Origin of the sequence: Streptomyces sp. B93 (assembly GCF_018070565.1) — a bacterium.
Classification (GTDB): domain Bacteria; phylum Actinomycetota; class Actinomycetes; order Streptomycetales; family Streptomycetaceae; genus Streptomyces.
Window position 1 is genome coordinate 26,316 of the sequence record NZ_JAGPXL010000002.1, and the last position, 14,286, is coordinate 40,601.

At 70.1% G+C, this 14,286-nt stretch carries 12 protein-coding genes and 1 pseudogene; 9 read left to right on the forward strand and 4 right to left on the reverse strand.

The genetic code is table 11. The annotated features are described in order from the left end of the window. Window positions 1-2: 2 nt before the first annotated feature. Together KBY47_RS02465 and KBY47_RS02470 are read left to right on the forward strand one after the other, a co-directional pair. Complete coding sequence (locus KBY47_RS02465; protein ID WP_210919186.1) at window positions 3-1,001, forward strand: aldose epimerase family protein; 999 nt, start codon at window positions 3-5, stop codon at window positions 999-1,001. A 210-nt stretch (window positions 1,002-1,211) separates the two neighbouring features. Continuing rightward, window positions 1,212-2,456 (forward strand): pyroglutamyl peptidase, encoded by a 1,245-nt coding sequence (locus tag KBY47_RS02470; protein WP_247694129.1) that lies wholly within the window; start codon window positions 1,212-1,214, stop codon window positions 2,454-2,456. A 9-nt stretch (window positions 2,457-2,465) separates the two neighbouring features. Here KBY47_RS02470 and KBY47_RS02475 read toward each other — a convergent pair. From KBY47_RS02475 to KBY47_RS02485, 3 genes and pseudogenes are all read right to left on the reverse strand, one after another. Beyond that, a pseudogene (locus KBY47_RS02475) lies at window positions 2,466-3,266 on the reverse strand (IS5 family transposase). A 43-nt stretch (window positions 3,267-3,309) separates the two neighbouring features. Then, a complete protein-coding gene (locus KBY47_RS02480; protein WP_210919187.1) occupies window positions 3,310-4,104 on the reverse strand; it encodes an EI24 domain-containing protein in 795 nt (264 codons plus the stop codon). A 57-nt stretch (window positions 4,105-4,161) separates the two neighbouring features. Then, window positions 4,162-4,599 (reverse strand): MarR family winged helix-turn-helix transcriptional regulator, encoded by a 438-nt coding sequence (locus KBY47_RS02485; protein ID WP_210919188.1) that lies wholly within the window; start codon window positions 4,597-4,599, stop codon window positions 4,162-4,164. Between the two features lie 110 nt (window positions 4,600-4,709). Here KBY47_RS02485 and KBY47_RS02490 point away from each other — a divergent pair, with 110 nt between their 5' ends. After that, window positions 4,710-5,732, forward strand: a complete 1,023-nt coding sequence (locus tag KBY47_RS02490; RefSeq protein ID WP_210919189.1) for an NADP-dependent oxidoreductase — start codon at window positions 4,710-4,712, stop codon at window positions 5,730-5,732. Window positions 5,733-5,869: 137 nt separating this feature from the next. Here the strand turns inward: KBY47_RS02490 and KBY47_RS02495 are convergent, their stop codons facing one another. Next, window positions 5,870-6,601, reverse strand: a complete 732-nt coding sequence (locus KBY47_RS02495; protein WP_210919190.1) for a hypothetical protein — start codon at window positions 6,599-6,601, stop codon at window positions 5,870-5,872. A 311-nt stretch (window positions 6,602-6,912) separates the two neighbouring features. Between KBY47_RS02495 and KBY47_RS02500 the strand changes: the two genes are divergently transcribed. From KBY47_RS02500 to mmsB, 6 genes are all read left to right on the forward strand, one after another. Next, window positions 6,913-8,079, forward strand: coding sequence for a mandelate racemase/muconate lactonizing enzyme family protein (locus KBY47_RS02500; RefSeq protein ID WP_210919191.1), 1,167 nt, complete (start codon window positions 6,913-6,915; stop codon window positions 8,077-8,079). After that, a complete protein-coding gene (locus KBY47_RS02505) occupies window positions 8,076-9,083 on the forward strand; it encodes an alcohol dehydrogenase catalytic domain-containing protein (RefSeq protein WP_210919192.1) in 1,008 nt (335 codons plus the stop codon). The genes KBY47_RS02500 and KBY47_RS02505 overlap by 4 nt, the downstream gene beginning before the upstream one ends. Window positions 9,084-9,224: 141 nt before the next feature. Then, window positions 9,225-10,193: a hypothetical protein gene (locus tag KBY47_RS02510; RefSeq protein ID WP_210919193.1), complete on the forward strand. Its 969-nt coding sequence runs from the start codon at window positions 9,225-9,227 to the stop codon at window positions 10,191-10,193. A gap of 129 nt (window positions 10,194-10,322) precedes the next feature. Then, complete coding sequence (gene chvE, locus KBY47_RS02515) at window positions 10,323-11,438, forward strand: multiple monosaccharide ABC transporter substrate-binding protein (RefSeq protein WP_210919194.1); 1,116 nt, start codon at window positions 10,323-10,325, stop codon at window positions 11,436-11,438. A 32-nt stretch (window positions 11,439-11,470) separates the two neighbouring features. Then, window positions 11,471-13,021 (forward strand): multiple monosaccharide ABC transporter ATP-binding protein, encoded by a 1,551-nt coding sequence (mmsA, locus tag KBY47_RS02520; RefSeq protein ID WP_210919195.1) that lies wholly within the window; start codon window positions 11,471-11,473, stop codon window positions 13,019-13,021. Beyond that, window positions 13,018-14,262, forward strand: a complete 1,245-nt coding sequence (gene mmsB / locus KBY47_RS02525) for a multiple monosaccharide ABC transporter permease (RefSeq protein WP_210919196.1) — start codon at window positions 13,018-13,020, stop codon at window positions 14,260-14,262. The genes mmsA and mmsB overlap by 4 nt, the downstream gene beginning before the upstream one ends. Window positions 14,263-14,286 lie beyond the last annotated feature (24 nt).

A 14,286-nucleotide genomic window follows, 5' to 3' on the forward strand; every position in this document is an offset into this window, starting at 1 on the left:
TCATGAGTCAACTTTCCGGCACACGTTTCGGCACACTTTCCGACGGCACCGAGGTGCGCTGTTGGACTCTGGAGCGCGCGGGGACCCGGGTGCGGGTCCTGTCGTACGGCGGGATCGTGCGGTCCGTGGAGGTGCCGGACCGGGCCGGGCGCGCCGGGAACGTGGTGCTGGGGTTCGCGGAGCCGGGTGGCTACGAGGAGCACACGGGGCCCTACTTCGGCGCGCTGATCGGGCGGTACGCCAACCGGATCGCGGGCGGCCGCTTCCCGCTCGGCGGGCGGACGTACGACGTCGTCCGCAACGAGGGGCCGAGTTGTCTGCACGGCGGTGCGCGCGGCTTCGACAAGCGGATGTGGGAGGTGACGCCCGTCGGGGAGCACGCGCTGCGGCTGTCGCGGGTCAGCCCGGACGGCGAGGAGGGCTTCCCCGGGCGCCTTGAGGTGTCGGCGACGTACGCGCTGGAGGAGTCGGGGGCGCTGCGGATCGCCTACGAGGCGGTCACGGACGCGCCGACGGTGGTGGCCCTGACCAACCACTCGTACTGGAACCTCGGCGGTGTCGACGCCGGTGCGGAGAGCACCGCCGGGCATGAGCTGCGCATCGACGCCTCCCGTTACACACCGGTCGACGCCGATCTGATCCCGACCGGGGTGGCGGAGGTGGCGGGCACCCGCTTCGACTTCCGGGAGGGCCGCAAGACCGGGTCGGGCTACGACCACAACTACGTCCTCGACAAGGGGGTCACCGAGGAGGCGGTCGAGGTCGCCGAGGTGTACGACCCGGCGTCGGGCCGGGTGCTGACGGTGGCGACCACCGAACCTGGCCTCCAGCTCTACACGGCCGACGCGCTGACCGGTCCGTTCGCTCCCGGCTCCGGCATCGCGCTGGAGACCCAGCACTTCCCCGACTCCCCCAACCGACCCGACTTCCCGAGCACGGTGCTGCGGCCGGGTGAGGTGTACCGGTCGGAGACGGTGTACGGGTTCGGGGTGCGCGACTGACGGTGGCCTGGCCCCTGGTCCGGCGGTCAGGTCACCGGACCAGGGCCGTCTCGACGGTAACCGCCCCGGTGATCCGGTGGTCGGCCGTCGGGCGCCTCTGGATGAATCTCGTACCAACCCTTCACAAACGGCCACCTGAGCTTCGGATGCGATACTTCCGCCGTCCGGCACCACGCACGCTCCCCACGGCGACGGAAGGCCTGAACTGCCTTGACTCTCACGCGTGTTCGTACGACGACGAGGGTGCTCGGCGCCCTCGGACTGACCCTGCTGCTGACCGGCCTGTCCGCCCCGGCGGCGACGGCGGCCGATCCGGCACCCGCCCCCACGGTCGAGGAGCAGCGCCTCGACGGCCCCGTCCCCCAGGAGATCCTGCGCCGCTCCGGATTCGCCTCCTCGGCACCGGAGTTGGCGCGGGCGCTGGACTCCGCGCACGGCTATGCGCAGGCCCGGCGGATCGTCCAGCGGGAGGGGTCGGCGCTGTGGCGGCGGGCCGTGCAGCGGGCGCAGGGACACGGGCCCGCCGGCGGGGACCTCAGCCGGGACGACGACCGGCCGCTGTACTGGGCGCGGCTGGGCATGACGCGGGAGGTGCGCACCTGGGAGCCGTCGTTCGGGCTGTCGCAGGAGCGGCGGTCGGCGCTGCTCGACGTGCTGGAGAGCACCTCGCGCGGGCAGACGGACATCCGCTATGGCGGCAAGGGGCAGCGGCGCATCCTGCTGACCGGGTTCGACCCGTTCACCCTGGACCGGGACATCCGCATCTCCAACCCGTCGGGGGCGACCGCGCTCGCCCTGGACGGCACGGTGATCGAGACGGCGGACGGCCCGGCGCGGGTGGAGACCGCCGTGTTCCCGGTGCGCTGGCGGGACTTCACGGCGGGGACGGTGGAGCGGACGCTGCGGCCGCATCTGCCGCGCGTCGACCTGTTCACGACGGTCAGTCAGGGGCGGGTGGGCCGGTTCGACATCGAGCGGACCAACGGGGCCTGGCGGGGCGGGTTCCCCGACAACGAGAACATCGGGCTGACGGAGACCGTCCCGGTGGCCGATCCGGCGTCCCAGCCGCAGTGGACGTCGACGACGCTGCCGTACGCGGCGATCGTGGCGGCGGACACCGGCCGGTTCCCGGTGTACGACAACACGTCGGTGACGGAGATACCGGCGGGCGGCACGGAGGCCGTCGTACGGCCTGACGGGCCGACGCCCGGGTCCACGGCGCGGGCCGGGGGCGGCGGGGACTACCTGTCCAACGAGATCGCCTACCGGGCGACGCTGCTGCGGGACCGTCTCGGCCTGCGCGAGGCGCTGCCGGGCGGCCATGTGCACACCCCGGTGCTCCAGTTCGGCGCCGGGAACACCACCGAGGTCACCGACGAGCAGTTCGTGCGGAACCGGCTGGACATCATCGCGCAGGTGCGGTCGATCCTGACGGTGGCCGCACAGCAGCCCTAAGACGCCATCTCATTTGGTGAGTCGGCGATAGCAGATGAGGGTGCAGGCGATGCTGGTGAAGGCCAGGAAGTGCTCGGCTTTGCGCTCGTAGCGTCGGTGCAGTCGGCGGCATCCTGCGAGCCAGGACATCGTGCGTTCTATCGTCCAGCGGTGGCGGGCCCAGGCGAGTCGAGGACTCGATGCCCTTGCGGGCGATGCGGTGCCTGATGCCTCGCCTGCGTAACCATCGCCGCAGGTGGTCGTAGTCGTATCCCTTGTCGGCGTGGAGCTTTCCCGGTTTGCGCCGCCGTCGTCCGCGCCGGGAGCGGATCGGCGGTATCCCCTTCACCAGCGGGATCAGCGCCTGACTGTCGTGCAGGTTCGCCCCCGAGATCCCGACGGACAGGGGCAGACCGGTCCGCTCGGTGATCAGGTGGATCTTCGAGCCGTACTTGCCCCGGTCGACAGGATTCGGACCTGTCAGCTCCCCCTTTTCAGGGCCCGCATGTTCACCGAGTCGATCGCACAGCGGGACCAGTCCAGCTCGCCGCGGGCACCAAGCTCATCGAGGACCAGGCGGTGGAGTTTTGCCCACACCCGGGCCTTCGACCACTCGGAAAAGCGCCGGTGAGCCGTCGCTCCCGATGGCCCGAACGACGCGGACGGCAGCTGCTGCCACGTGCAGCCCGACGTGGCCACGAACACGATTGCAGCCAACACCTCCCGGTCGCCATGCCGACGCCGACCGCCGCCCTGAGGCCGCGAGGGAGCCTCCGGGACCACCCGCTGGAACAGCTCCCACAACTCATCCGGCACCAGCCGCTCAACGATCGAAACCACGACCGATAGGCTACCGATCCAAATGAGATGACGTCTAAGAACCGACGCTTTCCTTGGTCAGCGGTGTGGCGTCGCCCTCCGTGGTCTCCTCGTCCATCAGGTCGCGGGCCATGAGGGTGGCGCCCGCGACCGCGCCGGGCATCAGGAACACGGCGACGAACGGGACCAGGAAGGCCAGGCCGAGGGGGGTGCCGAAGCCCCAGGCGAGGAGCTTGCGGGCGCGCAGCAGGGTGAGGCGTTCGCGGAGGTCGACGCCGCGTCGCTGGAGGGCCACGGCGGTCAGCTCCTCGGCGAGGAAGAAGCCGGTGACGAAGAAGCCGACGACGGGGACGACGGTCTGGCCGACGACCGGGAGGAAGCCGAGGGCGAAGAGCAGCACGCCCCAGAGCGCGGCCCGCGCGAGGATGCGCAGGCTGTCCCGGGCGGAGATCCACAGTTCCCGGTGGAGGGGGAGGTCGGACTCGGGCGCGGTGCCGTCCGGGGAGACGTCGCGGTCGACCCGTTCCGAGAGGCTCTCGTAGAAGGGCTGGCCGACGAGCAGGGTGACGGCGGTGAAGGTGAGGACGGCGAGCAGCAGGGCGAGGGCGAAGAGCACGGCGGTGAGAAGGCCGCGGAAGAGGCCGCCCCAGGGGCTCGACCAGTCGTCGGCGAACGGGGTCGCCCAGGCGACGAGGTCGTCGCCCCACAGGGCCAGGGCGACGAGTGCCGCCGCGTACAGCAGCAGGGTGACCAGTCCGGGCAGCAGGCCGAAGCCGTAACTGCGGCCGTGCCGGGCCACCCAGCGCTGGCCTTTGAGGAGATAGCCGAAACCCGCCCCGAGATCACGCATGACCCGACTGTAGCGAGGGCCGGCGGGGGCCCGGGGCGGTGGGGTCGGGGCGGTGGGTTACGACTCCAGCATCCGCTGGAGCAGGTCGCGCAGGGCGAGCCGTTCGCCCTCGGAGAGCCCGGCGAGGGGTTCGCGGGCGAAGCTCAGCGACTCGCGCAGGTCCCTGGCCACCCGGCGGCCCTCCGCCGTCGCCGCGGCCAGCTTGACGCGGCGGTCGTTCGGGTCGGAGCGGCGTTCGACCAGGCCACGGGATTCCAGGCGGTCGACTATGCCGGTGACGTTGGACGGCTCGCACTTGAGCTTGTGGGCGAGCTTGCGCATCGGCAGCGGGTCGAGGCTGAGCAGGCCGAGGAGCTTGGCCTGGGCGCCGGTGAGGGCGTGCTCGGCGGCGGCCTCCTCGTACTCGTCGTGGTAGCGGGCCACGACGGAGCCGATGAGGTCGACGACCTCCAGGGTGAGTGCGTCGGGGCGACGGGCTGTGGGGGGTGTGGCCATGCTCTCCAGGGTACCCGCTTACTTGACACTCTGAAATATTCAAAGGCATGGTTGTTTCAGGTACTGAAGTAATTGCTGAGGTAATTCCCGGCTTCTGAGAGGCGCCCCCCATGACCGACACCCCCACGCTCCCCGCCGTCAGCCGCGAGTGGCAGCTGCTCAGCCGCCCCGTCGGCTGGCCCGAGCCCGGTGACTTCGCGCTCGTCGAGGCGGAGATCCGGCAGCCTGCGGCGGGCGAGGTCCTGGTCCGCAACGCCTACCTCTCCGTCGACCCGTACATGCGCGGCCGGATGAGCGCCGCCAAGTCCTACGTCGCCCCGTACGAGCTGGGCAAGGCGATGCAGGGCGGTGCCGTGGGCGAGGTCGTCGCCTCGAACGCCGACGGCATCGCGCCCGGCGACCACGTCCTGCACTTCGGCGGCTGGCGCGAGTACGCCACCGTCGAGGCCAAGCACGCCGTCAAGGTCGACCCGGAGACCGCGCCGCTGTCGACGTACCTCGGCGTGCTCGGCATGACCGGCCTGACCGCCTACGCCGGGCTGCTGCGCACCGCCGCCTTCAAGGAGGGCGACGCGGTGTTCGTCTCCGGTGCGGCGGGCGCGGTCGGCAGCCAGGTCGGGCAGCTCGCCAAGCTGAAGGGCGCCTCCCGGGTGATCGGCTCGGCGGGCTCCGCCGAGAAGGTGCGGCTGCTGGTGGAGGAGTACGGCTTCGACGCCGCCTTCAACTACAAGGACGGCCCGGTGAGCCAGCAGCTGCGCGCGGCGGCGCCGGACGGGATCGACGTCTACTTCGACAACGTGGGCGGGGACCACCTGGAGGCGGCCATCGGCTCGCTCAACCGGGGCGGCCGGATCGCGGTCTGCGGAATGATCTCCGTCTACAACAACACCGAGCCCGCCCCCGGCCCCCGCAACCTCGCCCGGCTGATCCAGACCCGGGGCCGCATCGAGGGCTTCCTGGTCGGCGACCACTACGACCTCCAGCCGCAGTTCGTCTCCGAGGTGGGCCCCTGGGTGGCGTCCGGGGCGCTGAAGTACCGGGAGACCGTGGTGGAGGGCATCGAGAACAACCTGGAGGCGTTCCTCGGGGTCCTGCGGGGCGACAACACCGGGAAGATGATCGTCAAGCTCTGACCCCTCTTCCTCATCTCCCTCGTTCCGGCACCCATGGCGACATCACCGTGACGGTTGCCCGAGAGAGGCGTTGCACACGGCGGAGGCCGCACCCTTGGACGTGGGGTGCGGCCTCCGCCATTTCCGGTCTCCCCCGGTCAGGTGCACCACCACAGGAACCGTTCGCAGGTCTTCGTCGGTTCCGGCGCCGGGTCCTCCGTCGGCGGGTCGGACGTGGGGGTCGGGTCCGGGTCCGGACCGGGGTCGGTGGTGGGGTCCGGGTCGGGGTCCGCGGGCGGCGGACCGGCTTCGGAGGACTGCGGGTCCCGCGTCGGGGACTCCTCCGTCTCCTCGTCGCCCTCGTCCTCGCCCTCGTCCTCCTCGGCGGACGTGGAGGGCGACGCGTCCGGGGAGGCGGAGGCGGAGCCGCTGGCCGGGGCGGTGCCCGGGTCCCGGGTGCCGGTGGCCGCGGGGGCGGTCCCCTCCGGGGTCGCGCGTTCCACGGCGCCGCCGTCCGGCGAGGTGTCCCCGGCCGCGGCGGGGCGGGGGCCGGAGCCGGGGGCGTCGATGCCCAGCTCGGCGAGGCTCAGGCCGCCCGCGGCCAGCAGGAAGCCGGTGGCTATGAGGACGGTGCGGCGGCGCCGTCGGCGGTGGGCCGCGGCCTTGCGGTCCCGGCGGCTCTCGCGGCCGGGGTGGCCGTCGGGAGGGTCCGCCCCTCCCCCGGTCCCGGCCGTCCCGGCCGTCTCGTCGGCGCCGGTCTCGCTGGCGGGGGCGTCCGCTGCGCCTTCGGGCCCCGCCGCGTCGGGCGGGAGCTGTTCGGCCGGGGTTCCGCACCCCGGGCAGGCGAGGGCGCCATTCAGGTGCCGACGGCACGGGTGGCAGTAATCCATGACGGGGGAAGATTAAGTTCCGGATCAGTAACTTTCCTAGTCGCGCCTGTGAATGTTCTGTGCGGAACTCCCGCCTCCGGCGCGGCGGTTGGGAGCGCCCGGGGCATCCCGCGCCTTCGCGCCGATACCGGATTCCCAACGGGATACCGAACGGGATTCCGACACAGCTTTCGAAAGTGTCGAAACCGTTACGCGTTCGACCCATTGACACCCCCGCCGCCCGATCCTTACTGTCACGCCAGCATTTCGAACGTGTGACGAAATACCGAACAGAGCAGAACAGAGCCGACGTTCACGAGGGGCAGCCAACCGTGCGCATCACCGGAATCAGCACACACGTCGTCGGGACGCCGTGGCGCAACCTGACGTACGTACAGGTGCACACCGACGAGGGCATCACCGGAGTCGGCGAGACCCGGATGCTGGGCCACACCGACGCCCTCCTGGGCTACCTGAAGGAGGCCGAGGCCAACCACATTCTCGGCTCGGACCCGTTCGCGGTGGAAGACCTCGTACGGCGGATGAAGTACGGCGACTACGGCCGCGCCGGTGAGATCGTGATGTCCGGGATCGCGGTCGTCGAGATGGCCTGCTGGGACATCAAGGGCAAGGCCCTCGGCGTACCGGTGTGGCAGCTGCTCGGCGGCAAGGTGACCGACAAGGTCAAGGCGTACGCCAACGGCTGGTACACCACCGAGCGCACCCCCGAGGCGTACCACAAGGCCGCGCAGGGCGTGATGGAGCGCGGGTACCGGGCGCTGAAGATCGACCCCTTCGGCACGGGGCACTTCGAGCTGGACCACGAGCAGACCCTGTACGCCGTCTCGCTGATCGAGGCGGTGCGGGACGCGATCGGGCCCGAGGCCGAGCTGATGCTGGAGATGCACGGCCGCTTCTCCCCCGCCACGGCCGTGCGCCTCGCCCACGAGCTGGCGCCGTTCAAGCCCGCGTGGCTGGAGGAGCCGGTGCCGCCGGAGAACCTCAAGGCGCTGGAGAAGGTCGCGGCGAAGGTGGACATGCCCCTCGCCACGGGTGAGCGCATCCACGACCGGATCGAGTTCCGGGAGCTGTTCGAGAGCCAGGCCGTGGACATCATCCAGCCGGACGTCGGCCACATCGGCGGCATCTGGGAGACGCGGAAGCTCGCCGCCACCGCCGAGACCCACTACATGCTCGTCGCCCCGCACAACGTGGGCGGGCCGGTGCTCACGGCCGCCTCCCTCCAGGTGGGGTTCACCTCCCCCAACTTCAAGATCCTCGAACACTTCAACGACTTCGCGGACGCGGAGATCAAGAAGGTCGTCAAGGGCGCGCCGCAGGTGAACCCGGAGGACGGCTGCTTCCACCTCTCCGACGCGCCCGGTCTCGGTGTCGAGCTGGACACCGACGCCGCCGCCGAGTTCCCGCAGCAGCAGGCCCGCTTCGACCTGTGGGCCGAGGGCTGGGAGCAGCGCAAGCCGAAGGGGAGCGGCGCGTGAGCGGGGCCGCCGTCGTCGTCGAGTCGCCCGGCGCCCACCGGGTCGTCGAGCACAGCCCACGGCCGCCCGGGGCCGGGGAGGCGCTGGTGCGGGTGCACGCCGTGGGCATCTGCGGCAGCGACCGCGAGGTCTACCAGGGCAACCGGCCCGAGGGGTACGTCCGTTACCCGCTCACCCCGGGTCATGAGTGGTCCGGCACCGTGGAGGCCGTCGGCGCCGGGGTGCCGTCCAGCATCGTCGGCCGCAAGGTCGTCGGTGAGGGGTTCCGCAACTGCCAGGTGTGCGACCGCTGCCACGCCGGTGAGACGACGCTGTGCACCGACGGGTACGAGGAGACCGGGTTCACCCAGCCGGGTGCGATGGCCACCACCCTGACGCTGCCCGCGCGGCTGCTGCACGTGCTGCCGGACGACGCCGACCTGACGGCCGCGGCCCTGCTGGAGCCCGCCGCCTGTATCGCGGCGGCGGCGCTGAAGGCGCGTGCCGTGCCGGGTGAGCGGGTGGCCGTGGTCGGCACCGGGACGCTCGGCATGTTCGCGGTGCAGTTCCTGCGGGCGGCCTCCCCGGCGGAGCTGCTGGTGGTCGGCACGCGGCCGGACCGGGAGGAGCTGTCCCGGCGGTTCGGGGCGACCGACTTCCGCACCAAGGACGGGGAACTGCCCGGTGATGTCGACGTCGTGATCGAGACCGCCGGGTCCGCCGACGCCGCCCGCACCGCCGCCGCCCTGCTGCGGCGCGGGGGACGGCTGGTGCTGACCGGGATTCCCGCGCCGGGCGCGGAGGGTCTCGACCCGACCGATCTCGTCGTACGGCAGCTGGAGGTGCACACCGTCTTCGGGGCGCCGCCGGAGGCGTGGGCGCACGCCGTGCGGGTCTTCGGCGCGGGGCTGCTGGATCCGGTGCCGCTGGTGACGCACGAGCTGCCGCTCACCGAGTTCTCGGCCGCCATCGAGCTGGTGGGCTCCGGTGACCCGAAGGTGGGCAAGGTGCTCCTCCGCCCTTAGCCGTACGCCGGTGCGGGGGCGACCTGACGGTCCCCGCACCGGCGTACACCAGGCCCCGCACGCGCCTTCGCAGCCTTCGCGAACCTTCGCGCACCGTAAGCCGCGAACTTCGTCCGAAATATCGAACACAAAGGACAACTTGTGACCGACGCTTCCGCCACGGCAGCCCGCAGGCCCGGTGAGCAGGCACTCACCACCCTCGGTCTGGGCGCCCCGGCCCTCGACCCCGCCGACGCCTCGCCGCACTCCTTCCCCGGCGGCGGCCGCTGGCGCACCGAGATCCCCTCGTGCGAGGGTCCCGAGGCGCTGGCGGTGGTCCTGAAGGAGTCCTCGCGGCTCGATGTGCCGATCCACCGGATCAGCCAGGGCAGCGGCGTGTGGATGCTCACCGACGCCGAGATCACCGAGATGGTCGAGGCGACCGCCGAGCGTGACATCGAGCTGTGCCTGTTCACGGGGCCGCGCGGCACCTGGGACATCGGCGGCTCCACGCGCACCGACTCACGGGGCGCGGGCACCCGCGCCCGGGGCCACGACGCGGTCGCCGGGTGCGTCGAGGACGCCGTGCGCGCCACCGAGCTGGGCGTGAAGTGCCTGCTCGTGGCCGACGAGGGCGTGCTGTGGACGCTGCACCGGGCGCGGGCCGCCGGGATCATCCCGGCCGACACCACGCTGAAGGTGTCGGCGCTGATCGGGCCGGTCAACCCGGCGTCGTACCAGGTGTACGAGCTGCTGGGCGCCGACTCGATCAATGTGCCCAGCGACCTGACCCTGGACCACCTCACCGAGATACGCCGGGTGTCCGCCGCGCCGATGGACATGTACATCGAGGCGCCCGACGACCTCGGCGGCTATGTGCGGATGTACGAGGTCGCCGAGCTGATCCGGCGCGGCGCCCCGCTCTACCTGAAGTTCGGCCTGTCCAAGGCCCCCGGGATCTACCCGTACGGCACCCATATGCGTGACCTGACCCTGGACACCGCCCGGGAGCGGGTGCGGCGCGGACGGCTCGCGCTGGATCTGCTCGCCCGGCACGGCGCGGACGGGGAGATGGCGCCGCTGGGGTCGCGGCTGCCGGGCGAACTGATCAGGTTCGACATCCCGGCATAACTTTCCGGAAACTTCCCTCCTCAAAACGCGACACAGCTGCGCACAATCCAACACACCTTCTTGGTCGCCCCGCTCCAACCCGCACGGCCGACCGCCCTCCCAGCCGCACACACATCAAGGATGATGACCATGCGCAACCGCCGAGCCTCACTCGCCGCCATAGCCACCGCCGCCTCCCTCGCCCTGACCCTCACCGCCTGCGGACAGGACAGCGAGGGCGGCAGCGAGGAGAACAAGAGCGGCGGCTCCGAGGGCGCCACCATCGGCATCGCGATGCCGACCAAGTCCTCCGAGCGCTGGATCGCCGACGGCGACAACGTCGTGAAGAACCTGGAGTCCAAGGGCTACAAGACGAAGCTGGTCTTCGGCGAGGACGAGCCCGACCAGCAGGTCTCCCAGATCGAGAACATGATCACGCAGGGCGTTGACGCCCTGATCGTCGCCGCGATCGACAACAAGTCGCTCAACAACGTGCTCCAGCAGGCTGCCGACGCCGACATCCCCGTGATCTCCTACGACCGGCTCATCCTCGGCACCGAGAACGTCGACTACTACGCCTCCTTCGACAACGAGAAGGTCGGCGAACTCCAGGGCACCTACATCGTCGAGCAGCTCGGCCTCGCCGACGGCAGCGAGAAGGGCCCCTTCAACATCGAGCTGTTCGCGGGCTCCAACGACGACAACAACACCCGCTACTTCTTCCAGGGCGCCATGAACGTCCTCCAGCCCTACATCGACAAGAAGCAGCTCGTCGTCAAGTCCGGCCAGACCGACCTCACCCAGGTCACCACCCTGCGCTGGGACGGCGCCACCGCGCAGCGCCGCATGGACGACATCCTCACCAAGTCCTACAAGAGCGACCCGGTCGACGCGGTCCTCTCCCCGTACGACGGCATCTCCATCGGCATCCTGTCCGCGCTGAAGTCCGACGGCTACGGCACCAAGAGCAAGCCGCTGCCGGTGGTCACCGGCCAGGACGCCGAGGTCGCCTCGGTGAAGTCGATCATCGCGGACGAGCAGTCCATGACGGTCTACAAGGACACCCGCGAACTGGCCAAGGTCGCCTCCAACATGGTCGACGCGCTCCTCAACGACAAGGAGCCCGAGACCAACGACACCGAGACCTACGACAACGGCTCGAAGGTCGTCCCGGCCTACCTGCTGGAGCCGGTCGCCGTGAACAAGGAGAACTACCAGGAGGTCGTGGTCGACTCCGGCTACATCAAGGAGAGCGACCTCAAGTAACCGCCGTCCCCTACTGATTGGAAGGCACGACCATGGCGGGACCCGTCCTGGAAATGCGCTCGATCGTCAAGACCTTTCCCGGCGTCAAGGCGCTGTCGGACGTCACCCTGACCGTCCGGCAGGGCGAGGTCCACGCCATCTGCGGCGAGAACGGCGCCGGCAAGTCGACCCTGATGAAGGTCCTCTCCGGCGTCCACCCGCACGGCAGCTACGAGGGGGACATCCTCTTCGAGGGAGAGACCTGCCGCTTCAAGGACATCCGGGCGAGCGAGCAGCACGGCATCGTCATCATCCACCAGGAGCTGGCGCTGGTGCCGTACCTCTCCATCGCCGAGAACATCTTCCTCGGCAACGAACACGCCTCCCGCGGGTTCATCAACTGGAACGAGACCCTCAGGCACGCCACCGAGCTGCTGCGCAGGGTCGGGCTCGACGACCACCCCGAGACCCGCGTCGCCGACATCGGCGTGGGCAAGCAGCAACTGGTGGAGATCGCCAAGGCCCTGTCGAAGAAGGTGAAGCTGCTCATCCTCGACGAGCCGACCGCGGCCCTGAACGACGAGGACAGCGGGAAGCTGCTGGACCTGATCCTGGAGCTGAAGAAGCAGGGCATCACCTCGATCATCATCAGCCACAAGCTCAACGAGATCCGCAAGGTCGCCGACTCGGTGACGATCCTGCGCGACGGGCAGACCATCGAGACGCTCGACGTGAAGGCCGCGGAGACCACCGAGGACCGGATCATCAGCGGCATGGTCGGCCGCGACCTGGAACACCGCTTCCCCGAGCGCACCCCCCACCAGCCGGAGGAGGGCGCCGCCCCGGCCCTGGAGATCCGCGACTGGACCGTGCACCACCCCATCGACCAGCACCGCAAGGTCGTCGACGACGTCACGCTGCACGTACGGCGCGGGGAGATCGTCGGCATCGCGGGCCTCATGGGCGCCGGACGCACCGAACTGGCGATGAGCGTCTTCGGCCGCACCTACGGCCGGTACGCGGGCGGCACCGTCCTCAAGGACGGCCAGGAGATCCGCACCAAGACCGTCGCCGAGGCGGTCGGCCACGGCATCGCCTACGTCACCGAGGACCGCAAGCACTTCGGCCTCAACCTCATCGACACCATCAACCGCAACATCTCGCTCAGCGCGCTGAGCAAGGTCGCCAGGCGGGGCGTGGTCGACGAGCACGAGGAACGGCAGGTCGCCGAGGGCTTCCGCAAGTCCATGAACATCAAGGCACCCACCGTCTTCGAACCGGTGGGCAAGCTGTCCGGCGGCAACCAGCAGAAGGTCGTCCTCAGCAAGTGGATCTTCGCGGGGCCGGACGTGCTGATCCTGGACGAGCCGACGCGCGGCATCGACGTCGGCGCCAAGTACGAGATCTACACGGTCATCGACCAACTGGCCGCCCAGGGCAAGGCGGTCGTCTTCATCTCCTCCGAGCTGCCGGAGCTGCTCGGTATGTGCGACCGCATCTACACCATGGCCGCGGGGCGGCTGACCGGTGAGTTCTCGCGGGCCGAGGCCTCGCAGGAATCACTGATGCGTCAGATGACTAAGGACAAAGAGGTAACGCGATGAGCACCGATGTGACGGCCAAGACACCGGCCCCCGCGCCGCCCGGCAAGGGCGGCGGGGCCACGGGCGGCGGACTGCTGGGCCTGGTCCTGGAGGGCATGCGCCGCAACATGCGGCAGTACGGCATGCTGATCGCCCTCGGCCTGATCGTGGCGCTGTTCGCGGTGTGGACCGACGGCGACCTGCTGCTGCCGCGCAACGTCTCCAACCTGGTCCTCCAGAACAGCTACATCCTGATCCTCGCGATCGGCATGATGCTCGTCATCATCGCGGGCCACATCGACCTGTCCGTCGGCTCACTGACGGCGTTCATCGGCGCCGTGGCCGCCGTGCTCATGGTCAAGAACGACATGCCCTGGCCGATCGCCGTGGTGCTCTGCCTGGCCATCGGCGCCGTCGCCGGAGCCGTACAAGGCTTCTTCATCGCCTACGGCGGCATACCGTCCTTCATCGTGACCCTCGCGGGCATGCTGGTCTTCCGCGGCCTCACCGAGATCTTCCTGGAGGGCCAGACCCTCGGCCCGTTCCCCAAGGGCGAGCAGAAGATAGGCAACGGCTTCCTGCCGGAGGTCGGCCCGGAGACCAACTACCACAACCTCACCCTGCTGCTGGGCATCGTCCTGATCGTCGCCGTGGTCCTCCAGGAGATCCGGGACCGCAAGCGCCAGCAGGAGTTCTCCCTCGACGTCCTGCCGCGCAACCTCTTCCTGCTGAAGCTGGTCGCCATCACAGCCGCGATCCTGACCGTCACGCTCCTCCTCGCCAGCTACAAGGGCACCCCCATCGTCCTGCTGGTCCTGGGCGTGCTGGTGGTCGGCTACAGCTACGTGATGCGCAACTCCATCTTCGGCCGCCACATCTACGCCATCGGCGGCAACCTGCCGGCGGCCAAGCTGTCCGGCGTCAAGTCCAAGAAGGTCACCTTCTATGTCTTCCTGAACATGGGCATGCTCGCGGCCCTGGCGGGTCTGGTGGTCGCCGCCCGCCTGAACGCGGCGTCTCCGAAGGCGGGCCTGAACTACGAACTCGAGGCCATCGCCTCGGCGTTCATCGGTGGCGCGTCCATGAGCGGCGGTGTCGGCACCGTCCTCGGCGCGATCATCGGCGGCCTCGTCCTCGGCGTGCTGAACAACGGCATGAACCTGCTCGGCGTCGGCACCGACTGGCAACAGGTCATCAAGGGCATGGCCCTGCTGGCCGCGGTCGGCTTCGACGTGTGGAACAAGCGCAAGGTCGGTTCGTAAGTCGCTCGGGCCCCGCCGGACGGC